This is a genomic window from Bradyrhizobium sp. cf659, assembly GCF_900113725.1.
Classification (GTDB): Bacteria; Pseudomonadota; Alphaproteobacteria; order Rhizobiales; family Xanthobacteraceae; genus Bradyrhizobium.
Genome location: NZ_FOQJ01000008.1, coordinates 53,424 through 77,480 on the forward strand (window position 1 = coordinate 53,424; position 24,057 = coordinate 77,480).

The 24,057-nt window shown below is 64.1% G+C and carries 25 protein-coding genes and 1 tRNA gene; 11 read left to right on the forward strand and 15 right to left on the reverse strand.

Annotated features, from left to right (window positions below; translation table 11 throughout):
* Positions 1 to 9: 9 nt before the first annotated feature.
* The 9 genes from BM118_RS27660 to BM118_RS27700 all read right to left on the reverse strand — a co-directional run bounded on the left by BM118_RS27660 (position 10) and on the right by BM118_RS27700 (position 7,582).
* Positions 10 to 1,224, reverse strand: coding sequence for an aminotransferase class I/II-fold pyridoxal phosphate-dependent enzyme (locus BM118_RS27660; RefSeq protein WP_177234750.1), 1,215 nt, complete (start codon positions 1,222 to 1,224; stop codon positions 10 to 12).
* A 345-nt stretch (positions 1,225 to 1,569) separates the two neighbouring features.
* Complete coding sequence (locus tag BM118_RS27665) at positions 1,570 to 1,974, reverse strand: GFA family protein (protein ID WP_092189269.1); 405 nt, start codon at positions 1,972 to 1,974, stop codon at positions 1,570 to 1,572.
* A 205-nt stretch (positions 1,975 to 2,179) separates the two neighbouring features.
* Positions 2,180 to 3,628, reverse strand: coding sequence for an ammonium transporter (locus BM118_RS27670; RefSeq protein WP_092189271.1), 1,449 nt, complete (start codon positions 3,626 to 3,628; stop codon positions 2,180 to 2,182).
* 37 nt (positions 3,629 to 3,665) lie between these two features.
* Complete coding sequence (locus BM118_RS27675; protein ID WP_008142813.1) at positions 3,666 to 4,004, reverse strand: P-II family nitrogen regulator; 339 nt, start codon at positions 4,002 to 4,004, stop codon at positions 3,666 to 3,668.
* 447 nt (positions 4,005 to 4,451) lie between these two features.
* Positions 4,452 to 5,054: an ATP-dependent Clp protease proteolytic subunit gene (locus tag BM118_RS27680; protein WP_092189273.1), complete on the reverse strand. Its 603-nt coding sequence runs from the start codon at positions 5,052 to 5,054 to the stop codon at positions 4,452 to 4,454.
* A 44-nt stretch (positions 5,055 to 5,098) separates the two neighbouring features.
* The gene (locus BM118_RS27685) at positions 5,099 to 5,452 is read right to left on the reverse strand and encodes an SRPBCC family protein (protein WP_092189275.1); all 354 of its coding nucleotides are present in this window, start codon (positions 5,450 to 5,452) and stop codon (positions 5,099 to 5,101) included.
* A gap of 12 nt (positions 5,453 to 5,464) precedes the next feature.
* Complete coding sequence (locus BM118_RS27690) at positions 5,465 to 5,779, reverse strand: ArsR/SmtB family transcription factor (protein ID WP_092189277.1); 315 nt, start codon at positions 5,777 to 5,779, stop codon at positions 5,465 to 5,467.
* An 85-nt stretch (positions 5,780 to 5,864) separates the two neighbouring features.
* Positions 5,865 to 7,166, reverse strand: coding sequence for an ammonium transporter (locus BM118_RS27695; RefSeq protein WP_092189279.1), 1,302 nt, complete (start codon positions 7,164 to 7,166; stop codon positions 5,865 to 5,867).
* A 77-nt stretch (positions 7,167 to 7,243) separates the two neighbouring features.
* Entirely contained in the window at positions 7,244 to 7,582 is a 339-nt protein-coding gene (locus tag BM118_RS27700; protein WP_008142802.1) for a P-II family nitrogen regulator, read from the reverse strand.
* 239 nt (positions 7,583 to 7,821) lie between these two features.
* On the opposite strand from BM118_RS27700, the gene BM118_RS27705 reads away from it, so the two are divergent.
* Positions 7,822 to 8,700 (forward strand): DUF4339 domain-containing protein, encoded by an 879-nt coding sequence (locus tag BM118_RS27705; protein ID WP_092189281.1) that lies wholly within the window; start codon positions 7,822 to 7,824, stop codon positions 8,698 to 8,700.
* Positions 8,701 to 8,703: 3 nt separating this feature from the next.
* On the opposite strand, the gene tesB is transcribed toward BM118_RS27705, so the two are convergent.
* Positions 8,704 to 9,567, reverse strand: a complete 864-nt coding sequence (tesB, locus tag BM118_RS27710; RefSeq protein WP_177234751.1) for an acyl-CoA thioesterase II — start codon at positions 9,565 to 9,567, stop codon at positions 8,704 to 8,706.
* A 204-nt stretch (positions 9,568 to 9,771) separates the two neighbouring features.
* Between tesB and BM118_RS27715 the strand changes: the two genes are divergently transcribed.
* Positions 9,772 to 10,992, forward strand: coding sequence for a ubiquinone biosynthesis hydroxylase (locus tag BM118_RS27715; RefSeq protein ID WP_092189285.1), 1,221 nt, complete (start codon positions 9,772 to 9,774; stop codon positions 10,990 to 10,992).
* Between the two features lie 215 nt (positions 10,993 to 11,207).
* On the opposite strand, the gene BM118_RS27720 is transcribed toward BM118_RS27715, so the two are convergent.
* Complete coding sequence (locus BM118_RS27720) at positions 11,208 to 11,405, reverse strand: Trm112 family protein (protein ID WP_011083431.1); 198 nt, start codon at positions 11,403 to 11,405, stop codon at positions 11,208 to 11,210.
* Between the two features lie 149 nt (positions 11,406 to 11,554).
* On the reverse strand, positions 11,555 to 12,088 hold the full coding sequence (locus tag BM118_RS27725) for a TetR/AcrR family transcriptional regulator (RefSeq protein WP_092189287.1): 534 nt from the start codon (positions 12,086 to 12,088) through the stop codon (positions 11,555 to 11,557).
* A gap of 91 nt (positions 12,089 to 12,179) precedes the next feature.
* Here BM118_RS27725 and BM118_RS27730 point away from each other — a divergent pair, with 91 nt between their 5' ends.
* The 5 genes from BM118_RS27730 to BM118_RS27750 all read left to right on the forward strand — a co-directional run bounded on the left by BM118_RS27730 (position 12,180) and on the right by BM118_RS27750 (position 17,273).
* Entirely contained in the window at positions 12,180 to 12,530 is a 351-nt protein-coding gene (locus tag BM118_RS27730; protein ID WP_092189289.1) for a hypothetical protein, read from the forward strand.
* Between the two features lie 64 nt (positions 12,531 to 12,594).
* A complete protein-coding gene (locus BM118_RS27735) occupies positions 12,595 to 13,446 on the forward strand; it encodes an SDR family oxidoreductase (RefSeq protein WP_092189291.1) in 852 nt (283 codons plus the stop codon).
* A 186-nt stretch (positions 13,447 to 13,632) separates the two neighbouring features.
* Complete coding sequence (locus BM118_RS27740) at positions 13,633 to 13,911, forward strand: PepSY domain-containing protein (RefSeq protein ID WP_092189293.1); 279 nt, start codon at positions 13,633 to 13,635, stop codon at positions 13,909 to 13,911.
* Between the two features lie 62 nt (positions 13,912 to 13,973).
* Positions 13,974 to 14,567, forward strand: coding sequence for a cytochrome b/b6 domain-containing protein (locus tag BM118_RS27745; protein ID WP_092189295.1), 594 nt, complete (start codon positions 13,974 to 13,976; stop codon positions 14,565 to 14,567).
* A gap of 204 nt (positions 14,568 to 14,771) precedes the next feature.
* Positions 14,772 to 17,273, forward strand: a complete 2,502-nt coding sequence (locus BM118_RS27750; RefSeq protein ID WP_092189297.1) for a bifunctional diguanylate cyclase/phosphodiesterase — start codon at positions 14,772 to 14,774, stop codon at positions 17,271 to 17,273.
* A gap of 85 nt (positions 17,274 to 17,358) precedes the next feature.
* Here the strand turns inward: BM118_RS27750 and BM118_RS27755 are convergent, their stop codons facing one another.
* Positions 17,359 to 18,036 carry an LON peptidase substrate-binding domain-containing protein gene (locus BM118_RS27755; protein WP_092189299.1) on the reverse strand — a complete coding sequence of 226 codons (678 nt, stop codon included), beginning with the start codon at positions 18,034 to 18,036 and terminating at the stop codon, positions 17,359 to 17,361.
* Between the two features lie 92 nt (positions 18,037 to 18,128).
* On the reverse strand, positions 18,129 to 19,052 hold the full coding sequence (gene trxA, locus BM118_RS27760; RefSeq protein ID WP_177234752.1) for a thioredoxin: 924 nt from the start codon (positions 19,050 to 19,052) through the stop codon (positions 18,129 to 18,131).
* A gap of 274 nt (positions 19,053 to 19,326) precedes the next feature.
* On the opposite strand from trxA, the gene BM118_RS27765 reads away from it, so the two are divergent.
* The 4 genes from BM118_RS27765 to BM118_RS27785 all read left to right on the forward strand — a co-directional run bounded on the left by BM118_RS27765 (position 19,327) and on the right by BM118_RS27785 (position 22,918).
* A tRNA-Gly gene (locus BM118_RS27765) sits at positions 19,327 to 19,401 on the forward strand.
* A gap of 76 nt (positions 19,402 to 19,477) precedes the next feature.
* A complete protein-coding gene (locus BM118_RS27770) occupies positions 19,478 to 20,464 on the forward strand; it encodes an NAD-dependent epimerase/dehydratase family protein (protein ID WP_177234753.1) in 987 nt (328 codons plus the stop codon).
* Between the two features lie 380 nt (positions 20,465 to 20,844).
* Positions 20,845 to 22,125 (forward strand): PQQ-dependent sugar dehydrogenase, encoded by a 1,281-nt coding sequence (locus tag BM118_RS27780; RefSeq protein WP_092189305.1) that lies wholly within the window; start codon positions 20,845 to 20,847, stop codon positions 22,123 to 22,125.
* Between the two features lie 199 nt (positions 22,126 to 22,324).
* Positions 22,325 to 22,918 carry a c-type cytochrome gene (locus tag BM118_RS27785; RefSeq protein ID WP_092189307.1) on the forward strand — a complete coding sequence of 198 codons (594 nt, stop codon included), beginning with the start codon at positions 22,325 to 22,327 and terminating at the stop codon, positions 22,916 to 22,918.
* A 174-nt stretch (positions 22,919 to 23,092) separates the two neighbouring features.
* On the opposite strand, the gene panE is transcribed toward BM118_RS27785, so the two are convergent.
* A complete protein-coding gene (gene panE / locus BM118_RS27790; RefSeq protein WP_092189309.1) occupies positions 23,093 to 24,016 on the reverse strand; it encodes a 2-dehydropantoate 2-reductase in 924 nt (307 codons plus the stop codon).
* Between the last annotated feature and the right edge of the window lie 41 nt (positions 24,017 to 24,057).

Below are 24,057 nucleotides of genomic sequence, written 5' to 3' on the forward strand. Positions count from 1 at the left end.
GGGCCCCGCCTAACCCAGAGTCTCGACCAGGCGGTGCAGCGCCTGTGCCGTGGTCTCGCCATCCTGCACCAGCGCGAGGCGAATGTAGCCTGCGCCGGGATTGAAGCCGTCGGGCTGGAGCCGCGCCAGATAGCTGCCGGGCACCACGCGCACACCGGCTTCCTTGAAGAGCCTGAGCGTGATGGACACGTCGTCGCCGAGCTCGGACGTGTTGAGCCAGACGCAGAAGCCGCCGTCGGGCCGGCGATAGCCGTAACGGTTGCCGATGATCTGGTCGGCGAGGTCGAACTTGATCCGGTAGAGCCTGCGGTTCTCCTCGACATGCGCTTCGTCGCCATAGGCGACGGTCGCGACATGCTGGAGCGGCACCGGCACCTGCGGCGCTGCGATGTTGCGCAGCTCGAGGAACATGCCGATGAACTTCTTGTCGCCGGCGGCGAAGCCGACGCGCAGGCCCGGCAGGTTGGAGCGCTTCGACAGCGACTGGAACGCAACCACGCGGGTGAAATCGGGGCCGGCGCATTCGAGCGCGCTGCCCGGAGCCTCGCGGGTGTAGATCTCCGAATAGCACTCGTCGCTGAGGATGACGAAGCCGTAGCGGTCGGCGAGCTGCTTCAATCGTTTGAAATAATCCGGCGAGGCGACGGAGCCTTGCGGATTGGCGGGCGAGGCGAGGTAGAACGCGACCGTGCGCGCCAGCGTCGCCTCGTCGATGGCGTCGAGATCGGGCAGGAAGCCGTTCTCGACGGTGGTCGGCAGATAGACCGGCTCGCAGGCTGCGGCGCGGGCGCCGGCGCCATAGACCGGATAGAACGGGTTCGGCATCAGGATGGCGGGCTTGCCGGGACGCGGGCCGACATAGCGCGCGGCCGTGATCGCGGCGAGGAACAGCCCCTCGCGGCTGCCATTGAGGACGAGAATCTCGCGCGCGGGGTCGAGCGGCCGCGGCAGCTTGAAGCGTGACGACAGCCAGGCGCTGGCGGCTTTCCGGAACGGCTCGGTGCCCTGGTTCATCGGGTAGCGGCCGAAATCGGCGATGTGCTTGGCCAGCACCGGGCCGACGAAGTCAGGTACGGGATGCTGGGGCTCTCCGACCGCAAGCGTAATCAACGGCTTGCCGGGTTGATGCGGCGCCAGCAGCTCATTCAACCGGACGAAGGGCGAGCGTTCGTTATCGGAACTTCCACCTTCCAGCGGCGCACGGGATGAAGCGGTCATAGCCATTCTGGACGCCAGCACTCTTGGAACAGCCGGTCGCACCAAGGCGCCGGCGGGAAGCGGTTCAGTTCACCATAGATAGGGCGAGGTTAAGACGCGATTAACCATCGGTCGCCGCCCCCGTCCAGCGCGGAATAATTAGACCGGATAACAACGGGATGCGTGGCGCGCGCGAGACCCTCGCGTCTCGTTCGCAATCGGGGCTTCATGATGCCCTTGTCGGGGGCGTGGATGTGTCGGCGACGTCATGGCCGGGCTTGCCCCGGCCATCCACGGCCTTTCCTGCTGCACCCAGGAACGTGGATGCCCGGGACAGGCCCGGGCATGACGAGCTTCGCGAAATAGACGTGCTCAGTGCCCCGGCAGCTTCTCGAACGTCGCCATGCCGGCGGGGATCGCGTGGAATTCCTGCTTGTCGCAGGTGTAGATCGCCATCTGCGGATGGAACTGCTCCGGCTCGTCCAGCGTGCCGACCTTCAGGATCGCGGCGGGAAGGCCCGGAACCTTGGTCACCAGATGGGTGCCGCATTCGGCGCAGAACTCGCGCGTCACGGCGCGCTCGAGGTCCTTGCGGGTGAATTGCTTGGGCTGCCCGATGATGTAGCTGAAGCCGGCCACCGGCATCGCGATGAAGGTGTTGGGCGCGCCGCCCGAGATGTACTGGCACTCGCGGCAATGACACTGCGCCTGCATCATCGGGTCGCCTTCGGCCACATAGCGCACCTCGCCGCAATAGCATCCACCTTCCAAACGCATGACGACCTCCCGGTTTGTTGTTCGTTGTGGTCGATATTTCTGCGCCGGCAATCTGGAATGGCAATCCTTTTCTTTGCCGCGCGGCGCAAAAAGAAAGGGGCTCCAACTTGCGCTGGAGCCCCTCAACGGTCGGGGCATTGCCGGGTATGTGCCCAAACCGTAGTTGTGGACGCGGCCTCCGAGGAGCCCACGTCCGGGAGGAGAGTTACATGTTGTAGGCGCGCTCGGTGTGCTCGGTGATGTCGAGGCCTTCACGCTCGCTCTCGACATTGGCGCGGAGGCCAACGATCACATCGACGACCTTGTAGAGGATCGCCGAACCGATGCCCGACCACACCAGCGTGGTGCAGACGCCCCAGAACTGGGACACCATCTGCGCCGCGAAGTCGTAATCGGCAACCTTCGGCGGGATCGCCGTGTAGTCGATGATGCCGGCGCCGCCGAGGGCGGGGTTCACCAGGATGCCGGTACCGAGAGCACCGACGATGCCGCCGATGCAGTGCACGCCGAACACGTCGAGGGAGTCATCGTAGCCGATCGCGTTCTTCACGACGGTGCAGAAGAACAGGCAGACCACGCCGACCACGAGACCGAGGACGATCGCACCCATGACGCCGGAGAAGCCGGCGGCGGGCGTGACGGCCACGAGACCCGCGACAGCGCCGGAGATGACGCCGAGCACCGACGGGTGACCCTTCACGATCCACTCCGCGAACATCCACGACAGCGCGGCGGCCGCGGTGGCGACGAAGGAGTTGGTCATGGCGAGCGCAGCGCCGCCGTTGGCTTCGAGGTTGGAGCCGGCGTTGAAGCCGAACCAGCCGACCCAGAGCAGCGAGGCGCCGATCATCGACATGGTCAGCGAGTGCGGAGCCATCAGCTCCTTGCCGTAGCCGGTGCGCTTGCCGATCAAGAGAGCGCCGACGAGACCTGCGATGCCGGCGTTGATGTGCACCACGGTGCCGCCCGCGAAGTCGATCGCGCCCTTCTTGAAGATCCAGCCGGCGTCGGCGTTGATCTCGTCGAGCTTGGCCTGCGCCGCGGTCTTCGCCGCCGCATCAGTCGCCGCAGCCAGAGCCTTGGCCGCATCCTGGATCATGTCCGGGCCGGGCCAGTACCAGACCATGTGCGCGATCGGGAAGTAGATCAGCGTGACCCAGAGCGGGATGAAGAGAGCGATCGCCGAGAACTTCATGCGCTCGGCAAAGGCGCCGACGATGAGGGCGGGCGTGATCGCCGCGAAGGTCATCTGGAAGCACATGTAGATGAGCTCCGAGATGTTGGCGTCGACCGAGAAGGTCGCGGCCTTCGAGTCGGTGGTGACGCCCATCATGAAGGCCTTGGAGAAGCCGCCGATGAAGTCGGAGCCGCCGGTGAAGGCGAGGCTGTAGCCGTACACGGCCCAGATCACGGTGACGACGCAGACGGTGTAGAAGACCTGCATCAAGACCGAGAGCATGTTCTTGGAACGGACGAGACCGCCGTAGAACAGCGCAAGACCCGGGATCGTCATCAACAGCACGAGGACTGTCGATGTCAGCATCCAGGCGTTGTCTCCCTTGTTGACCGTTGGCTCGGCATAGGCTGCGGTCGCAGCGAACAGGCCGACTGCGAGAGCCGCCAATCCCGCGCCATAGGGACGCTTAAACGTCATATTATTTACTCCTGATTGGATAAGGTTGAGCGCGAAATCAGAGGGCCGCGGCATCGGCCTCGCCGGTGCGGATACGAACCGCATGGTCGAGGTTGATGACGAAGATCTTGCCGTCGCCGATCTGTCCCGTTTTCGCAGCGGACGTGATGGCGTCGATGGTCTTGTCGACCTGGTCGGAGGCGACAGCGACCTCGATCTTGATCTTGGGCAGGAAACTCACGGCGTATTCAGCGCCGCGATAGATTTCCGTATGGCCCTTCTGGCGGCCATATCCCTTGACTTCCGTCACCGTGAGACCGTGAACGCCGATGGCGGTCAGGGCGTCACGGACTTCTTCCAGCTTGAATGGCTTGATAATCGCCATAACAATTTTCATGGGTCCTATCCCCGCTTGGGCCCGGTCCGGACGTGGCCGGGCGTTTCTCGACTGGTTCGCCACGAGGGAGAAGTTTCACTACGCGGGCACAGCCGGACCCCTAGAATCAAATGCCGTGCCAGAACGGGCGTGTTGCCTAACGGACTATGAAAGCGGGGGTTTTCGCGTTTGACGGGTATTGCGGTGCAGTGCGCTATTACGTCGCGCTCAAAAGCTGGTCACTACTGCTTAAAATAAGTGCACGACAGGCTGCCGACACAATGTTGCTCATGTGTCGGGCAGCCAAAAGGTATTTTATTACAGGGAAAGCTCGCTGAAGGGCTTCGCCGTGCTGCGAAATATCCAGTCCCTCGAGCTCGTGCCCACGGGATACGCGCAACAGACCGGTCGGCATGAGCAGGCGAAGCTTGCCGGATGGGGTATCCGGCTCAGGGCCGCGTCGGACCATCAGGCGGCGTCGCGCTCCGCAAAAACCCTGTCGATCAATCCCCACTCGACCCCCTGCTGCGCGGTCATGAAGTGGTCGCGGTCCAGGGTCCGTTCCACCTCCTCCACGGGACGCCTGCAATGTTGCGCATAGAGCCGGATGATGCGCCGCTTGGTGTCCTGCATCTCGGCGGCATGGATCAGGATGTCGGACGCCTGGCCTTGAAAGCCGCCGAGTGGCTGATGCACGTGAAGGCTGGCATTGGGCAGGGCGGCGCGGTGACCGGGTTCGCCGGCCATCAGCAGGAACGAACCCATGGAGCGTGCGGTGCCCATGCACAGCGTATGGACCGGCGCCTTGATGAACTGCATGGTGTCGTACATCGCCAGTCCACTGGTGATCACGCCGCCATAGGAATTGATGTAGAGATTGATCGGCTTGTTCGGATTCTCCGCCTCCAGGAACAGGAGTTGTGCGCAGACCAGTCCGGACATCGCATCATTGACCTCGCCGTTGAGGAAGATGATGCGCTCGCGCAAGAGCCGCGAATAGATGTCGAAGGATCGCTCGCCGCGGGTGGATTGTTCGACGACCATAGGGACGAGTTGCAGCATGTCGCGCATCGGCGACCTCCACTTTTGCAGATGAGGATGAAGTCTGTTTGCCGTCAGGCCGCGCGCATCAGGCAGCAATTGGTGTTGGCCGCCTGTGGCAGCTTTGATCGATCGTCGCAGGCTCGCTGAATGATGCGAAAGCGGGTGCCGCCGACCTCGTTCGGTTCGATCCGGAAGATGACGTGGCTTTCACGAAACGGCGGTTCGGAATCGCGTAGCCTGTACCGCACCTCTTCGCCCGCGATCGATGATTCCGGCTCGGCGCCCGCAAGGTCGGAATTCGGCAGCCAGCGCTCGCGCAGGGCTGGAATGGTCACGGCGCGCCAGACCTTTGCCGGCGGCGCATCGAGGTCGTATTCGAGCACCAGGGCTGCGTCGGCGGGATTAGGCTTCACTGCGTCGCTCATCGATCCAGGTCCTTATTGATCCATGTCCTTCAGGAGATCGGCGAGCGCTTCCATGCGCTTCGGCCAGTAGGCGCGGTAGCGCGCAAGCCATGCCCCGATGGCGACGATTCCGTCCGGGTCGACTTCGTAGTTCACAAAGCGGCCCTGCCGCTGCTCACGCACCAGGCCTGCCGCGCGCAGCACCGCGAGATGCTGCGATATCGCCGGTTGGCTGATCTCCAACCCGTCGCGCAAGGCGCTCGCATTCAGGCTTCCGCCAGCGAGCTTCTCAAAGACCTTTCGACGCGTCGGGTCGGCCAGCGCCTTGAAGATGTCGGCTTCGATCATGACAACACATAAGCACACACTTATGTGTTGCGCAAGTCCCGAGTGACCTCAGGCCGCCCAGTGCTGCGAACCGGCCGCCGGCAGCCTACTGCAACGCCTCACCGTGCTGCGAAATATCCAGTCCCTCGAGCTCGTGCTCACGGGATACGCGCAAGGGCACGAAAAGGCCGACCAGCTTGAGCAGGATGAAGCTGACCCCCGCCGACCAGACGAAGGTGACGGCGACCCCATAAAGCTGGATCAGAAGCTGCTGCGGATGGCCCTCGATCAGGCCGGCGGTGCCGCCGATGGCGCTGGTTGCGAACACGCCGGCGAGCAGGGTGCCGGTCAGCCCGCCGACGCCGTGGACGCCGAACACGTCGAGCGAATCGTCATAGTCGAAGCGGTGCTTCAGCCAGGTGCAGGCCCAGTAGCAAACCGCCCCGGCGATGATGCCGATGACGATGCCATGCCACGGCGCGACGAAGCCCGAGGCCGGCGTGATGGTGCCGAGGCCCGCCACCGCGCCGGAGATCATGCTGAGCACCGAGGGCTTGCGCCGCGTCGACCATTCGATCGCGCCCCAGGTCAGCGCGCCGGCGCAGGCGGCCAGATGCGTCGCGATAATCGCCATCACCGCGCGCGAGTTGGCCGCGAGCGCCGAGCCGCCGTTGAAGCCGAACCAGCCGACCCACAACAGGCCGGTGCCCATCACGGCGAGCGAGAGGTCGAAGGGCGAGAGATTCTCGGTGCCGTAGCCGTGACGGCGTCCCATCACCTTCGCCGCGACGAGGCCGCCGGTGCCGGCCGACAGATGCACGACGAGGCCGCCGGCGAAATCCAGCACGCCCATGCTGGCGAGGAAGCCGCCGCCCCATACCCAATGCGCCAGTGGAATGTAGACGAAGACGAACCAGGCGACGGAGAACAAGAGATAGGCGGAGAACCGCATCCGGTCGGCGACCGAGCCCGCGACCAGCGCCACCGTGATGATCGCAAACGTCATCTGGTACAGCATGAACAGCGATTCCGGGATCGCCTTCGCCGCCGGGTTGACGCTGTCGAGCGTCATGCCCGCCAGGAACCAGCGATCGAGCGTGCCGATCCATGGGCCGTCGCCGACGAAGCAGAGCGAATAGCCGAACGCGACCCAGAGAATGGAGATCAGCGTCACCGCGGAAAGGCTCTGCGCCATCGTCGCCAGCACGTTCTTCTTGCGCACCATGCCGGAATAGAACAGCGCAAGGCCGGGGATCGTCATCATCAGCACCAGCGCGGTGGCGACGATCATCCAGGCGGTGTCGGCGGTGTTGATCTCGGCGCCTGCAGCGTGCGCCGGCGACGCAATGACCGACGCAAACCCGATCGGCGCGGCCATAGCAGCCGCGCGGCGCAACAATCCCGCCATGTCGTTTCCCCCAGCACAGTGATGACGTCGCACGCTGTGGCGCCGTTGCCCGGTGCGATCGAAGAAGGAGTCGTTCTTTACAGCGCGTCGCTGTCGGTTTCGCCGGTGCGGATGCGCAGCGCATGGTCGATCGGCGTGACGAAGATCTTGCCGTCGCCGATCTGCCCAGTGCGCGCGGTCGCGGTGATCACGGCGACCGCCTTGTCGGCGACATCGGAGGCGACCGCGATCTCGATGCGCAGCTTCGGCAGGAAATTCACGACATATTCCGCGCCGCGATATATCTCGGTGTGGCCCTTCTGGCGGCCATAACCCTTCACCTCGGTCACGGTCATGCCGTGGACGCCGATCGCCGTCAGGGCCTGGCGGACCTCATCGAGCTTGAAGGGTTTGATGATCGCGACGACGAGTTTCATGGTCAGGCCTATTCCCCGGGATGCGCCGCGCCGCATGTCCCCGGCGCAGCGTCAATCTGGCATCTTTCCGGGCAAATGGCATAAAAAAGTTGCAGATTGAAGCGGAAAAACGTTTGGCGTTGTGAACGGCCGCCTCTGTACAGGGCAGCCGTTCATCCTTCACAATGCATTTTTGGCATGGATGCGGTGAACCGAAGCGTCCCAGCCGGTACATAAGTATGTTTAAGGGGGGACGCTTCATGGCGAGCTGGTTCTACGCATCCGAGGGCAAGCAGCAGGGGCCCTTTCCGGACGGGCAATTCCGCGACCTCATCGCCCAGGGCATCGTGCGTCCGGATACGCTGGTGTGGACCGAAGGCATGGCCGGCTGGCAGAAGGCCGCCGAAATCCCCGGCCTGGTCGGCGGCGGCGCGCCGCCGATGATCCCGGCCGGTGGGCCGCCGACGATGGGCGGCCGTGGCAATGGTGGCGCCGGCGGCGGATCACTGTCGGTCGATTTTGGCATCCTCGAATTCACCTGGCGCAGCATCGTGATGCTGATCGGCATGTGCTTTGTCATCCCGGCGCCGTGGGTCTTCGTCTGGTACACAAAATGGATCGTGCCTTGCGTGAAGGTCCCGGGACGCCCGAACCTCAGCTTTACCGGCAATGCGATGGCGCTGGTGCCCTGGTTTTTCGGCTTCATCGTTCTGGCGATCGCGATCGGCTTCATCGGCAGCCAGTTGCTGAGCAACCTGCTGTTCCTCGTGCAGATCGTTCTCTACTGGCTCCTCATCAAATGGATCGTCGCGAACCTCGCCTCCAATGGGCAGCCGCTCGGCCTCAGCTTCACCGGCTCGGTCTGGGCCTATGTCGGCTGGAATCTGCTGTTCGCGATCTCGATCATTACCATCATCGGCTGGGCCTGGGTTGCCGCGGCTCAAATGCGCTGGTTCTGCCGCAGCATTGAAGGCACGCGGCGCGAGATCGTCTTCAAGGGCAGCGGTCTTGAGATTCTCTGGCGCGGAATCGTGGCCGCAATCCTGTTCAGCCTCATCATCCCGATCCCGTGGGTGTATCGCTGGATTATGAACTGGTTTGCGTCGCAGACCGAGCTCGCCCCCCGCGGCTCCCTCTAGGCGTTACGCCCTCCGCTCGCGCACGGAGCCTTCCTGCGCGACGGAGGCGACCAGCGTGCCGTCGGGCTTGAAGATCGAGCCGCGGGTCAAGCCGCGGCCGCTTCGTGCACTCGGCGAATCCTGGGCGTAGAGCAGCCATTCGTCGGCGCGGAACGGGCGGTGAAACCACATCGCGTGGTCAAGGCTCGCCGGCATCATGCGCTTGTCGAACAGCGTGCGGCCGTAGCGCGCCATGATCGCATCGAGCAGCGAAAAGTCCGATGCGTAGGCCAGCGCGCACATGTGCAGCGCCGGATCGTCGGGCAGCTTCGCCGCGGTCTTGATCCAGACGTGGATGCGACCGTCCTCGATCTTCTGGCCGAAGTAGCGGCCGAGCTCGACCGGGCGCAGCTCGATCGGACGGTCGGATTCGTAGTAGCGGCGAATGAACTCCGGCATCTCCTTGAACAGCGGCTGCTTCGCCACCTCCTCCGCCGTCAGCTTTTCCGGCGGCGGCACATCCGGCATCTTGTCCTGGTGATCGAACGCGCTCTCCTCCTCGGCATGGAACGACACCATGATCGAGAAGATCGCGTTGCCGTGCTGGATCGCGGTGACGCGGCGGGTCGAGTAGCTCTTGCCGTCGCGCAGGCGCTCGACCTGGTAGATGATCGGGATCTGCGGATCGCCCGGCAGGATGAAATAGCAATGCAGCGAATGCGGCAGCCGGCCCTCGACGGTGCGGCAGGCCGCAACCATCGCCTGCCCGATCACCTGCCCCCCGAACACCCGCTGCCAGCTCGTCTTCGGACTGTTGCCGCGGAACAGGTTCACCTCGAGCTGTTCGAGGTCGAGGATCGAAATGAGGTCGATCAGGCTCTTGGACATGGTGGTGCTTTCAAATGCCTCGTCATTCCGGAGCATCGCGCCAGCGATGAACCCGGAATCCCGAGCGATAACCTCTGGATTCCGGGTTCGCGCTTCCGCGCGCCCCGGGATGACGGAATTGGGCCGTTCCGCCCTTGTTTCACCGCACTGTTTCGCCCACCTCAAGTCTGCTAGCAAGACCAAGAGTTAGCCGGGAATTCGGGTATGTCAGTACAGGGTAGCATTGTCATTGGCGGCGGCGCGTTTGCGGGCCTCGCGCTGGCGCTCGCGCTGCGTCAGGGGCTCGGGCCGGAGATTCCCGTCATCGTCGCCGACCCGGCCCTCAGCACGCGTCCGAGCCGCGATCCGCGTGCCACCGCGATCGTGGCCGCCTGCCGCCGCCTGTTCGAGGCGATCGGCGCCTGGGACGACGTCAGGGGCGAGGCGCAGCCGATCCTCGACATGGTCGTCACCGATTCCAAACTCGAAGACGCCACGCGTCCGGTGTTCCTGAACTTCGCCGGCGACGTCGCGCCGGGCGAGCCCTTTGCGCACATGGTCGAGAACCGCCGCCTGATCGACGCGCTGGTGGTGCGTGCCGAGGCCGAGGGCATCGATCTTCGCGCCACCACGGTTGCCTCCTACGACGCGCGTTCCGACGGCATCGACGTGACGCTTGGCGACGGCAGCGTGATCGCGGCCAGCCTGCTGGTCGCCGCCGATGGTGCGAGGTCGAAGCTGCGCGAGCGCGCCGGCATCGTCACCCATGGCTGGGAGTATGACCAGTCCGGCATCGTCGTCACCGTCGGCCATGAGCGCGATCACGAAGGCCGCGCCGAAGAGCACTTCTTGCCCGCAGGTCCCTTCGCGATCCTGCCGCTCTCCGGAAAGCGCTCCTCGCTGGTCTGGACCGAGCGCCGGGTCGAGGCCGCGCGCATCATTGCGCTCAGTGACGAGGAATTTCACAGCGAGCTCGAGCAGCGCTTCGGCCTGCATCTCGGCGAGGTGAACGCGCTCGACAAGCCGCGCGCGTTTCCGCTGTCCTATTTCGTGGCGCGCTCCTTCATCGCCGAGCGCCTCGCGCTGGTCGGCGATGCCGCCCATGTCATCCACCCGATCGCGGGCCAGGGCCTCAACATGGGGCTGAAGGATGTCGCGGCGCTGGCCGAGGTCGTGGTCGATGCGGCGCGGCTCGGCATGGATCTCGGCGCGGCCGACGTGCTCGAGCGCTACCAGCGCTGGCGCCGCTTCGACACCATGGCGATGGGCGTTGCCACCAACTCGCTGAACTTCCTGTTCTCCAACCACTCGACGCTGCTGCGCACCGTGCGCGACATCGGCCTCGGCCTCGTCGACCGCGCTCCGCCGCTGAAGAATCTCTTCATCCGCCAGGCCGCGGGGCTGACGGGCGAGGTGCCAAGGTTGTTGAAGGGCGAGGCTTTGTAAGGCGTACGTTTAGAGAGCGCTCGCGCCTCACTCTCTCCCCGTCGTCCCGGACAAGCGCACCCCAAGCGCGCGCAGATCCGGGATCCATACGCCGCAGCAATAGTTTTGCGAAGACTCGGGGTTGTCAGCTTCGCGCCACAACCTTTCCCTGTGGTTATGGGTCCTGGCTTTCGCCAGGACGACACTGAGCCTTTGGCGCAGCCATCGCGCCAAGATCAATCGATCTTGCGCGCCTCTTCCGGCAGCATGATCGGGATGCCGTCGCGGATCGGATAAGCGAGCTTGGCGCTGCGCGAGATCAGTTCCTGCTTTGCGGAATCGAACTCGAGCGGGCCCTTGGTCAGCGGGCAGACCAGAATCTCCAGCAATTTGGGATCGACGCTGGTTTCGGGGCGTTCGGTGGGCGCGTTCATTGGGGTCTCCGGCGATTGGCTGCCTCTAGCACAGAAATTCGCGTCCGCCCATCGCGCCGGCCAGAGCGTTTTCGAGCGAAGTGGGTACCGGTTAGCGTCAAGAAAACGCGTCAAAATGAAAATCGAGTGACCCGTTCCATTGGAACGGATCACTCGGCAGAGATCATCCGCAGCAGCTCGTCGAGCAGGCCCTGGAGCCTTGCCGCCGGCACCGGCTGGCCCGACAGGGCGAAGCCGAGAAAGGTCCAATAGAGGATCTGCGCGCGCGCCTGCGCCGTCGCCGGGTCAAGCCCGTGCTTGTCCAGGAGCTGCTCGATATAGTCGAGCCTGCGGCGGTCGATCGCGCGCACCGCGGCTTGCGCGGCGGCATCGAATGCCGCCCAGTTGCGGACCGCCCGTTCGAGATCGAGCCGCGCGCCGAAGGACCTGCGCAGCAGCGCCTTCAGCGGCTCGTCGCTGGCGGCTTCGACATCGGCGATGATCTGCTCGGCGGCGATCTCGCGCCAGCGCTTCAGCACAGCGGCGTGGAACGCGCCGAGATCGGCGAAATGCCAATAGAAGCTGCCGCGCGAGACGCCCATGGCCTTGGCGAGCGGATCGGCCTTCAGCGCGGTGAAACCGCTTTTCGCGAGCGCCTTCAGGCCCTGGCTGGTCCAGTCGTCGGCGGAGAGCTGTTCGGTCATGTCGGGTTCCGGAATCGGACCATACAGTACTGTATTGACAGGCGGCAGGCCAGCGCCTATCTATCCATACACAACTGTATGGAGAGCCGTGATGCGCGATCTTCTGCTCCAATGCGCCGGACTGGCCACCATCGCCGTTGCCGCCATCCACGGCGTTCTCGGCGAGACCAAAGTCTTCGCCCGGGCTCATATCGAGCCGGAGCGGCTACGCACCCTGATCCGTCTGGTCTGGCAAACCTCGACCGTCGCCTGGATCGGCGGCGGCGTGCTCCTGCTGGCAACGCCCTGGATGGCCTCGGAGCCGGCGCGCCACTGGATCGTCGTCACCATGGCTTGCGTGTTCGGATTTGCGGCCTTCGCCAATGCCTGGGCCACGCGCGGCCGGCATTTCGGCTGGATGGCGCTCAGCGCGGTCGTCGCGATGGCGGTTGCGGGCTATTGAGCCTCGCGAACAATCGCCGTCGCGCCACGGCCAGCGGCGAGCCGTTACAGATGGAGCTTCAAGCATGGCTCTGACACTCGTCACCGGGGGCACAGGCCATCTTGGCCGGGATATCGTCGATCGTCTCGTTCGCGACGGGCGTCACGTCCGGGTGTTTGCGCGATCGCCGGGCACGCGATCGGACGTCGAATGGGCGACCGGCGATCTCGCGACAGGCGCAGGGTTGCGGGAAGCGTTGCATGATGTCGATACGGTCATCAATGCGGCGACCTATTCGCCGATCGCGCGGCGCGGCGGCATTCGCCCGACAGACTTCTTCACGTCGCCCTCCGCCGTGGACGTCGAGGGCACCGGGCGGCTGCTGTCGTCATGCGGGGAGGCCGGGGTGCGGCACCTTCTCCACGTCTCGATCGTCGGCCTCGATGAGGCAACCCTGCCCTACGCGCGCGTCAAGCTTGCCGGCGAACGGCTGGTACGTGCGTCGGCTCTGTCCTGGTCGGTGGTCCGCGCGATGCCGTTCTACTATCTGCTCGACAGGCTGCTCTCGGGCCTCGCCTGGCTTCCGGTGTGGCCGGTGCCGACCACCCTGTTCAATCCCGTCGACACGTCGGATGTCGCCGACCACGTCGTGGCCTGCGCCTTCGACGGGATGCGTGGCGAGCGCGCGGAGATTGGCGGTCCCGAAGATCTCGAGCTTGTCTCCCTGGCCCGCCGGTATCAGGACGCCCGGGGGCTGCATCGAAAAATCCTGCCGATCAACCTTTCGGACGCGAAGGCGCGCGGGATGGGCTTCGTCGTCAGCCACGGTGTTCGCGGACGGCTCTCCTGGGCGGACTGGCTGCAACGCAACGATCCCGTTGCGCCAAGCGCGGCCCAGGATGACCGGCCTGACCGGCGGCGCGCCCGCGGCCCGTGAGACGTAAGGCCGCAGAGGCCCGCCAAAAACGCACTGCGCACGGAGAGCACTCAGCTTTTGGCCGACGTTAGAACTTATCTAAAGCGATCCATGCCCGAACCGGATTGACTTCACCTCCTCCTTTGCTTCCTTCGGTCTCGCTCCGCGGTTTCCCGCGCAGCGTCCACGACAGAGGAGGAGAGGTTCGTGAAGGTCATTCGTGTTGTTGCCATGGCACTGACGATCGGGATTGGCGCGGGATCGACGGCCATGGCCGACGGTTTCAAGGACTGCACCAAGCTCGACAAGGCGTCGTGGAAGCCGGCGAGCGAAGCCGAAGCCAAGGCCAAGGCGCTCGGTTACGAGGTGCGGCGCTCCAAGATCGAAGGCTCGTGCTATGAGGTCTATGGCGTCAAGGAAGGCAAGCTCTACGAGCTGTTCTACAGCCCCGAAGATCTCAGCCTGAAGCACACGATCGCAAAATAACTTGCGCGAAATAACCTGCGCGAAGCGATCCGCGCAAAGTAAGGCTTGAGGGTGGTCTTCGCTTGATCGAAAAAGCGGTACCAGAAGCGCGCGGGGCGTCCGACAGGACCCCCGCGGATCGAACCGCTCCGCGGACGATCGCGGTCTGGGACCTCCCGCTGCGCCTCTGGCACTGGGCCCTTGCGATCTGTGTTCTGGCCGCGTGGTTCACCCCCACCGTCTATGACCGCCTTCATCGCATCGTCGGCTATACGGTGCTTGGGCTGCTGGCGTTCCGCCTGGTCTGGGGTTTTTGGGGGAGCCGCTATTCGCGCTTCCGCATGGTCGGTGTCAGGCTTCGCGCCGCGCCGCACTATCTCCTGAATCTGCGCCGCGGCATCACCGGCCGCTATATCGGGCTCAATCCGGCCGGCACCTTGATGCTGGTGGCGCTGCTGGCCTCGCTCGCCGTCTCGACGATCACCGGCGTGATGTCGGTCACCGTCACCTTCTTCGGCGTGTGGTGGGTCGAGGACACCCACCACTATTCATCGGACGCGGTCATCGTCCTTGTCGTGCTGCATGTGCTCGGCGTCGTGCTGATGGGGATTCTCCAGCGCGAGAATCTCGTGCGCGCGATGTTCACGGGACGCAAGCGGATTCGCAATCGCCTCTAGACGTTCGTTGCCGATCACTGCGCACTCTCGGTCGGCTGTGGAGCCGATGGCGCACCATCGTCATGCGCAAACGTCTGGCAACCTCAAATTGTGCGGGCAGCGTTAACGTGGCGGTAAGCATGCAATCGGGCGTTGCACAAAATTAACGCGAAGAACGTTTAGCCCATCCACCATCGGCGATATTGACGAGGGGAGCGGTATTGGATGTTCCGCGTTTTTTCCTGCCTTACGGCCGAGCACGATTGGCGTCTCGTCGTGCTTGCTGGCCTGGTCTGCTTCGTTGCCAGCATTGTTGCGGTCAGCATCTTTCATCGTGCGATCGCGGCGCGCGCAAGAACACGGTTGATCTGGATCGCGATTGCCGGCGCTGCCATCGGCTACGGAATCTGGGCAACGCATTTCGTCGCGATGCTCGCCTATGAGCCCGGCGTCACGACCGGCTACGGAATCGTGCTGACGGCGCTTTCGCTTGCTGCGGCAATGCTTCTGACGTCGGGGGGCTTCGGCGTTGCGGTCCGCGACAGCGGCCGGTGGCGCGCGGCGGCAGGCGGCGTCATCATCGGCGGCGGCATTGCCAGCATGCACTATCTCGGAATGTGGGCACTTGAAGTCCCGGGTCGCGTCGCCTGGTCGCTGGACCTCGTGCTCGTCTCGATCATTCTGGGCATGTGCCTCGGCTATGCCGCCCTGGCTGTCGCGATCAGGTACCGGGACTACCGCGGCACCCTCGCAGCGGCGGTTCTCCTGACGCTCGCCATCGTATCGCATCACTTCACGGCCATGGGCGCCGTGCAGATCACGCCGGATCCGACGCGTGCGACGGGGGCCCTGTCGCTTTCTCCGGCCGTGCTCGCGCTCGCCATCGCCGGCGTGGCGCTATCCGTGCTGGGGATGAGCCTGATCGGTGTGCTGGCCGATCGTCGCCTGGCAAGCAGAACCGCCAGGTTCGAGGAGATCATCAACCAGCTTTCGGTCGCCCGTCAGCAGCTCGAAGACTCGCAGCTGGAACTGCGAGAGCAGAAACTGAGGCTGGACACCGCGATCGACCACATGGTCGAGGGCCTTTGCATGTTCGACGCCGAGAAGCGCCTTGTCGTCTGCAACGAGCGCTATGCCGGACTCTATCGGCTGCCGCCGGACCTGCTGAGGACCGGAACACCGCACACCGACATCATCAGGCATCGCGTCGTGACCGGCATCCTCAAGAGCGACACCAGCGAGGGCGCTGCCGAGCAATTCATCTCGAAACTGGCCGCGTTGCCGTTCGATGCGGTCTCGAGCAGAATCGACGAGTTCGCGGATGGTCGGTTGATCTGCGTGACCCGGCAGCCAATGGCCGGCGGCGGGTGGGTGGCCACGCATCTTGACGTCACCGAGCAACGCCGGTCCGAGGCCAAGATCGCGCATATGGCACAACACGATGCGTTGACCGATTTGCCAAATCGCGTGCTGCTCAGAGAGCGGATGGAGCATGCCATTGCAGTTACGCGCAATGGCGGCCTCGATCTGGCCGTGCTCATGCTCGATCTCGACCGCTTCAAGGAAGTCAACGACACGCTGGGACATCCGGCGGGTGATTCCCTGTTGCGCGCCGTCGCTGCGCGTTTGCGCGAATGCACCACGGAAACCGCGTTGATCGCCCGACTGGGCGGCGACGAGTTCGCCGTGATCGATTACGTGACCAACCCGGCCGTGGAGGCCGCGGCGCTTGCCGAGAACATCAGAAAGGCGCTTTGCGAACCGTTCGATCTCGGCGATCACCGGGTCACGGTGGGCACCAGCATCGGCATCGCCATCGCGCCGCGCGATGGCAACGATTCCGACGTGATCATGAAGAGCGCGGATCTCGCCCTCTACTCGGCCAAGAGCGGCGGACGCGGTGCATTCCGCTTCTTCGAGCCGGAGCTGGACCAGCTCATGCATGACCGTCGCAACCTGGAAAAGGACATGCGGAAGGCGCTTGCGCGGTGCGAATTCGAGCTTCACTACCAGCTGCTCGTGAGTGTGGAGAGCGGACGAACCTGCGGCTTTGAGGCGTTGTTGCGGTGGCATCATCCCGAGCGAGGCCTGGTCTCGCCTGCCGAATTCATTCCCCTTGCCGAGGAAACCGGCTTGATCCTGCCGCTGGGGGAATGGGTGTTGAGAGCGGCCTGCGCCGAGGCGGCCAGGTGGCCGACCGATCTGACCATCGCAATCAACCTGTCGCCCGCTCAGTTCAGGAGCAAGGAGCTCGTCTCCGTCATTGTCGGCGCCCTGGCAACTTCCGGGATAGCGCCGCAAAGGCTTGAGCTCGAGGTGACCGAGACCGTGATCATGCACGACAGCGAAGCGGTGTTCGCAGCCCTCGGACAGCTGCGTGAGCTCGGCGTGCGGATTGCCCTCGACGATTTCGGCACGGGCTATTCGTCGCTGAGTTTTCTCCAGAGATTTGCATTCGACAAGGTCAAGATCGACCGCAGCTTCGTCAGCGAGCTGTCCAGCAACAGGGAAGAGGCGCGCCGGATCGCCCGTGCCGTGGTTGCGTTCGCGGTCAGTCTTGGCAAGACGACGACCGCCGAAGGCGTCGAAACCGCCGAGCAGTTGGACATTCTGCGCGAAGAGGGCTGTGTCGAGGCGCAGGGCTACTATTTCAGCCGGCCGATGCAGGCCTCCAGGATCCCGCAACTGGCGCAGCGAAAGGCCGAAGCAGCCGAGTATGCCGCGTAGGCATTTGGAGCATTTCGAGCGAGGCGGATACCGGTTGGCGCAGCTGCGGTTCTGATTCAATCAGAACCGATCATGCTCGAGACCCTCACTGCAGCGGCGGATCGCCGCTGGTGCGCTTCTTGGCGAGGTCCATCTCGGTCACCGCGATCAGGATCTCGGCGCGGGTCTTCAGGTCTGGGGCTTCCAGCATGGCCTGCTTCTCCGCCGGGCCATAGGGCGACATCATTGCCAGCGCGTTGACCAGCGCTTCGTTGGGCGCGCTCTCGACGCCTTCCCAGTCGACCTTGAGATTGTTGGCCTTCAAGAAGTCCGCCAGCACCGCCAGCAGCGCTTCGCGATCGACCTCGTCCTCGCCCATCCGCGCGGTGAAGTCGTCGACATAGGTGAAGAAATCCACCTTGCACTGCCGGTAGGCGGTAAGCACCTCGAGCTCCTCGACGATCTTGAAGCGCGAGACGCCGGTGAGCTCCAGGATGTAGCGGCCGTCGCCGGATTCGGCGAGCTGGGTGATGCGGCCGACGCAGCCGACGCGGAACAGTGACGGCTTGTCGGAATTCTTCGGCGAATGCGCCACATCGGGCTGGATCATGCCGATCAGGCGATGGCCGTCGCGGAAAGAGTCGTCGACCATCGCAAGGTAGCGCGGCTCGAAGATGTTGAGCGGCATCTGGCCGCGCGGCAGCAAGAGCGCACCCGGCAATGGAAATACCGGAATGATTTCCGGAAGGTCGGCGGGCCCGCGATATTCGATGTTGATCGGCATCTGGTCCCCGTTGCCGGTGTTAGCGCTAGAGCATGATCCGGAAAAGTGCGAAGCGGTTTTCCGACAGGATCATGCTCAAAAAATAACCGCCCTCACGAAAACAGGATCGTCGACAAGCGCTTGCGCCCCTCGATCGTTGCATCATCCGTGCCGCCCCAGGCCTCGAAGAACTGTATGAGCTGCTTGCGGGCGCCGTCGTCGTTCCATTTGCGGTCGCGCTTGATGATCGCGAGCAGCTGTTCGGTCGCCGCCGCCCGGTTGCCTTGTGCGTTGAGCGCGGTCGCAAGGTCAAATCGTGCCTGATGATCGAGCGGGTTTGCGGCGACTTTCTGTTCCAGCTCCGTCACCGGCCCCAGCTGCTCCGCCTGTTCGGCGAGATCAATCGCGGTCTGCACGGCCTTCACGGCGGGGTCGTTGCGCTTGGATTCCGGCACCATGGCCAGCGTCTGCTTGGCCTGCTCCATCGCACCGGAGACGGCGTAGCACTTGGCGAGGCCCGCCAGCGCCGCGATGTTGGTCGAATCGTGCTGCAGCACCTCGGCGTAGATCTGCGCCGCGGCGGCGGCGTCGCCCTCGGCGAGCACCGCCTCGGCCTCTTGCAGGATTTCGGCGATATTGGGCTCGCCCGGCGCCGTCACGCCCTTGGTCAGCTTTTCGATGAAGGCGTTGAGCTGGCTCTCCGGCACCGCGCCCATGAAGCCGTCGGCCGGCTGGCCGTTGACGAAGGCGATCACGGCCGGGATCGACTGGATGCCCATCTGGCCCGGGATCGCCGGGTGCTGGTCGATGTTCATCTTGACCAGCTTGACCTTGCCCTTGGCCGCCTTCACCGCCTTTTCCAGCACGGGGGTGAGCTGCTTGCAGGGCCCGCACCACTCCGCCCAGAAATCGATCAGCACCGGCTGGCGCTTCGATTCCTCGATGACGTCCTTCACGAAGGTCTGGGTGGTGGTGTCCTTGATCAGGTCGGCCGCAGCCGGGCCCGCCGCTCCGTTACCCTGGTCGATGATCGTCACGGGATCCCCTCGTCTGATGTCTGGAATGGCGGGTCTTTAGCACGTCGCCAATGCATATGCTTCGTTGTCGGCTCCTAAATTGGGCCGGGACGGCCGAATTTCAATCCATCAAAGCTGATTCGGCGGTTCCAGGGCATTTTCGGTCGATTTGGCCGCTTTCGGGGTCCATATAGGCCCGAAGATACCAATCTATGCCGCCGGTAGCTGTTGCATTCCCCTCCCGCTTTTGGCATACGACAGCCGTTGCCGGCGCGTCATGCGACCGACACAGGATGCGGGTGTAGCTCAGTGGTAGAGCACGACCTTGCCAAGGTCGGGGTCGAGGGTTCGAGCCCCTTCGCCCGCTCCAATTTTTCCCAGAGCATCCAGCCAAACCGGACGGAATCGTGGTTTTCCACGCCGCTGGCGGCTGTATCGGGTCTCACATGACAATTCTGATCACCGGCAGCGCGGGCCATCTCGGGGAGGCCCTTCTCCGCACGCTCCGCGGGCGCGGGTCACCTGTGCGCGGGGTCGATCTGAAGCCGTCGCCCTTCACCGATGCCGTCGGCTCCATCGTCGATCCCGATTTCGTGCGGCGCCAGATGGACGGCGTCACCGCCGTGATCCACACCGCGACGCTGCACAAGCCGCATGTGGCGACCCACAGCAGGCAGGATTTCGTCGACACCAACGTGACAGGCACGCTCAATCTGCTCGAGGCGGCGGCCGCCGCCGGCGTGCGCAGCTTCGTCTTCACCAGCACCACCAGCGCGTTCGGCTCGCAGCTCCGGCCGGAGGCGGGACAGGCCGCGGTGTGGGTCACCGAGGACCTGCCGCCGGTGCCGAAGAACATCTACGGCACGACCAAGCTGATGGCGGAGAGCTTGTGCGAGCTGTTCTTTCGCGAGCGCGGGCTGCCCGTCCTCACCTTGCGAACCTCGCGCTTCTTTCCGGAAGACGACGACGATCCGGCGATGCGCGCGGCCTACACGTTGGAGAACGCACAGGCCAACGAGCTGCTCTATCGCCGGCTGGATATAGCGGACGCTGTGAGCGCCCATCTGCTCGCCGTCGAACGCGCGCCCGACATTGGCTTCGCCCGCTACATCGTGTCGGCCACGAGTCCGTTCGAGCCGCACCATCTCGCGGCGCTCGCGCGCAACGCGGCGGGTGTCGTGCGCGAGCTCTATCCGGATTGTGCGCAGCTCTATGCGGCGCACAGCTGGCGCCTGTTCCCGCAGATCGACCGCGTCTACGTCAACGATCGTGCGCGGCGCGAATTGGGCTGGCGGCCCGAATTCGGCTTCGCGCATGTGCTGCACAGCCTCGTTGCGGGACAGGATTTTCGCAGCACGCTGGCGCGCGAGGTCGGGTCGAAAGGCTATCATGGCACGGTGTTCGACGACGGGCCTTACCCCGTCGCCTCGTAAGCGCCGCTGTTGCTGTTTTGCTCGATGCATCAAATGTCTGCGTGCCGTCACCGGGCGCAACATGATCTTTGCCGTTCTACTGTGCATGGGGTTGTTTTCGCGTTTTTTGTGTGACGGCCCCTTCGGCTGCCTGAAAATCAGCCGCGCGCGATCTTGATTCCGCGTTGCAGCGAGATCATTGCGGCTGCTGTGCCAGCGTCCGAAGACAATCCGTCTCAATTCTTATTGAGCGCAACCGCAGTGCACGCCACGCGCTTCTCACCGCTCGCAGATGTGCTAACCTTTTTGCGTCTGTCGCTCGACAGGCTCCAAACTTCGCCTCTCGACTAGCAAAACAAAATAATGTGCAGCCCTGACGGCTGCCTTAGGGGAGTGACGCGATGAAATTCCATCAATCCGTCTATCAGTCCGTCCTGGCGCTTGCAGCGGTTGCGCTTCTTGCGGGGACCAGCGTCGGCAATGCGCAACAGCAGGACAAGAATCGGTCGCTGAAGAAATACGAATCCGGCACCAAGGAATTCTGGACCCATCCGCCGGACGACTGGTTCCTGGGCGACGAGACCGAGGCGCAGAAGGGCCTGGCGCCGCCGTCGGGTCCGCCGACCGGCGCATCGGAGGCCGAGCTCGCGGCGATGATGAAGAAGATCAAGCTGCCGGCGGGCTTCAAGATCGAGGTCTATGCACCCGGCGTGCTCGCCGCGCGGCAGATGGCCTGGGGTGACAAGGGCACGCTGTTCGTCGGCTCGTTCGGCCTCGGCAACGTTTATGCCATCAAGGACAACAACGGCAAGAAGGAGGTCAAGACCATCCTGAAGGGGCTGAACATGCCCACCGGTCTCGCCTTCAGGGACGGCGCGCTCTACGTCATCGCGGTCGACAAGCTGATCCGCTACGACAACGCGGAGGCCAATCTGGACAAGCTCGGCGACGGCAAGGTCGTCTATGACGACATGCCCTCCTATGCCGCGCATGGCTGGAAGTACATCGCGGTCGACAAGGAAGGCTGGTTCTACATTCCGTTCGGACCGCCCTTCAACGTCGGCGTTCCCCCGACCAGCGTCTCGCAGATCCGGCGCGTCGATCCCAAGACCGGCAACGCCGAAGTCTATGCGCTCGGCGTTCGCAACTCGGTCGGCGGCGACGTCGATCCGCGTACCGGCAAATACTGGTTCACCGAGAACGCGCGCGACTGGGTCAGCGACGATCTGCCCAGCGACAAGCTGAACATGATCTCGAAGCTCGGCGAGCATTTCGGCTATCCCTATTGCCATCAGGGTGACCTGCCGGATCCGAAGTTCGCGATGGGTCACAAGTGCTCCGAGTTCACGCCGCCCGTGCTGAACCTCGGCGCGCACGTCGCTCCGCTCGGCATGAAGTTCTACACCGGCGATCAATTCCCCGCCGAGTACAAGAACAACATCCTGATCGCCGAGCACGGCTCCTGGAATCGTCACAAGTACCAGGGCGGCCGCATCATGCGCGTGATCGTCGGGCCCGACGGCAAGAACGCCAAGCAGGAGGTGTTCGCCTCCGGCTGGATCGAGGGTGACCAGGGCTATCTCGGCCGTCCCAGCGACATCATCCTCGCCAAGGACGGTTCGATCCTCGTCGCCGACGACTGGGCCGGCGCGATCTATCGCATCAGCTACAGCAAGAAGTAGCGCGACACGATAACGAGGCTGCGACCGGGTGACGGCCGCAGCCTCGTTCATTTTTCATAGTCCAATGCTGTCGTTCCGGATTGCGCGCCGCTTGCGCGCAAGTCCGGAACCCATAACCCCGATTCGTGGTTATGGATTCCGGGCTCGCGCCAGGCGGCGCGCCCCGGAATGACGACTTCGATAGATCGGAATCCCCATCATGCGCCGGCAGTTCATCTCGCACGCAATCAGCACGGTTGCGCTCATCGCGCTCGGCGCCCTCTCCGCAAGCGCCGCCGACAATGCGGCGATCAAGGAGAAGGCCGCCGCCTGCGCCGGCTGTCACGGCGAGAACGGTATCTCGCAGACCGAGAACATCCCCTCGCTCGCCGGCCAGCCCGATCAATTCCTGCAATGGCAGCTCGTGTTCTTCCGCGCCGGCTCGCGCAAGAACGACCAGATGCAGCCGATCGTCGAGGAGATCGGCAACGAGGACATCCGCAGTCTGGGGGCTTACTTTTCGCAGCTCGCGCCGCCGAAGGGTCCGGAGGACAAGGACCCCGATCTGTCGAGGAAAGGCGCACAAGTCGCCAACGGTCGCCGCTGTGCCTCATGCCACACGGACAGCTACGCGGGCACCAAAGCCGTCGCGCGCCTCGCCGGCCAGCGCGAGGAATATCTCGTGAAGGCGCTGCACGACTACAAGGCCGGCCAGCGCGTCGGCGGCGGCGTCGCCGCGATGGCCGATGTCGCCTACGGGATGAGCGAAGAAGAGATTACGGCGGTCGCGCATTATCTGGCGCATTTGCAGTAGTGGAAAGTGTAGCTGCAAGCACTGCCGTCGTCCCGGCGAAGGCCGGGACCCATAACCACAGGGAGTAGTTTGGCGAAGATTCGTCGTGATGGGACTGCCACCATCCACGACGGATAGATTCCGCGGCATGGGTCCCGGCCTTCGCCGGGACGACACCGAGTGTGTGGCTGGCCGCTACCCCGCCCGCTGCTTCTCATACGCTTTCAAATGCGTATACGCGATGCGCAGCTTCGGCACCGGCACCTTGGCGGCATCGCCGCGTGCGATGAGATCGCCGATGACGTGATCGGCCTCGACCGGCAGGCCGGCCTTGATGTCGCGGAACATCGACGCCGTCATCGGCGAGCCCTCGGTGGTGAGGTTGCCCTTCACCCGCTCGAAGAACGGACCGCCTGGCGGATAGCCTGACGCGGTGGCAATCTCACTGGTCTCATCTAACATGCCGAGCAGGAAATCCCTGCCGCCGGGAGCAGCGAGGATGTTGCCGATGGAGGCGCGCATCAGGCTGGTGGAGGCCGCGAGCGAGGAGAGGAACACCCATTTCTCCCACATGTCCTGCATGATGTTCTGGCTGGCGGTGGCACCAACGATGCCACTCTTGAAGGCTTCGTCGATCGCCTTGACCCGGTCGGACAGCTTGCCGTCGCGCTCGCCGTAGCTGATTGCCTGCATCGGCTGGAGCTGCACCACCTCGCGCTTCTCGTTCAGCGTTGCGGCGATGGCGCAGAGCCCGCCAAGCACGCGCTCCTTGCCGAACTTTGCATCGAGCGTATCGAGATGCTTCATGCCGTTCAGCATCGGAATGATCGCCGTATCAGGTCCGACCGCCGCCGCGAACGACTTGATGGCATCGTCGAGATCGAACGCCTTGCAGCTCAAGAGCACGACGTCGAACTTGTCCTTGAGCTTGTCGGCCTCGACCGTCGGCGGAGCCTTCAGCGTCACGTCGCCGTTCGGGCTCTTGATGACGAGGCCGGCGCTCGCCAGCTCGGCGGCGCGGCGCGGCCGGACCAGGAAGGTGACGTCGCGGCCGGCCTGCAACAGCCTGCCACCAAAATAGCCGCCAATGGCGCCAGCGCCGACCACGAGGATACGCATGGGATTGTCCTTGTTTTTTTCTTGCCGTCGTCCTGGCCTAG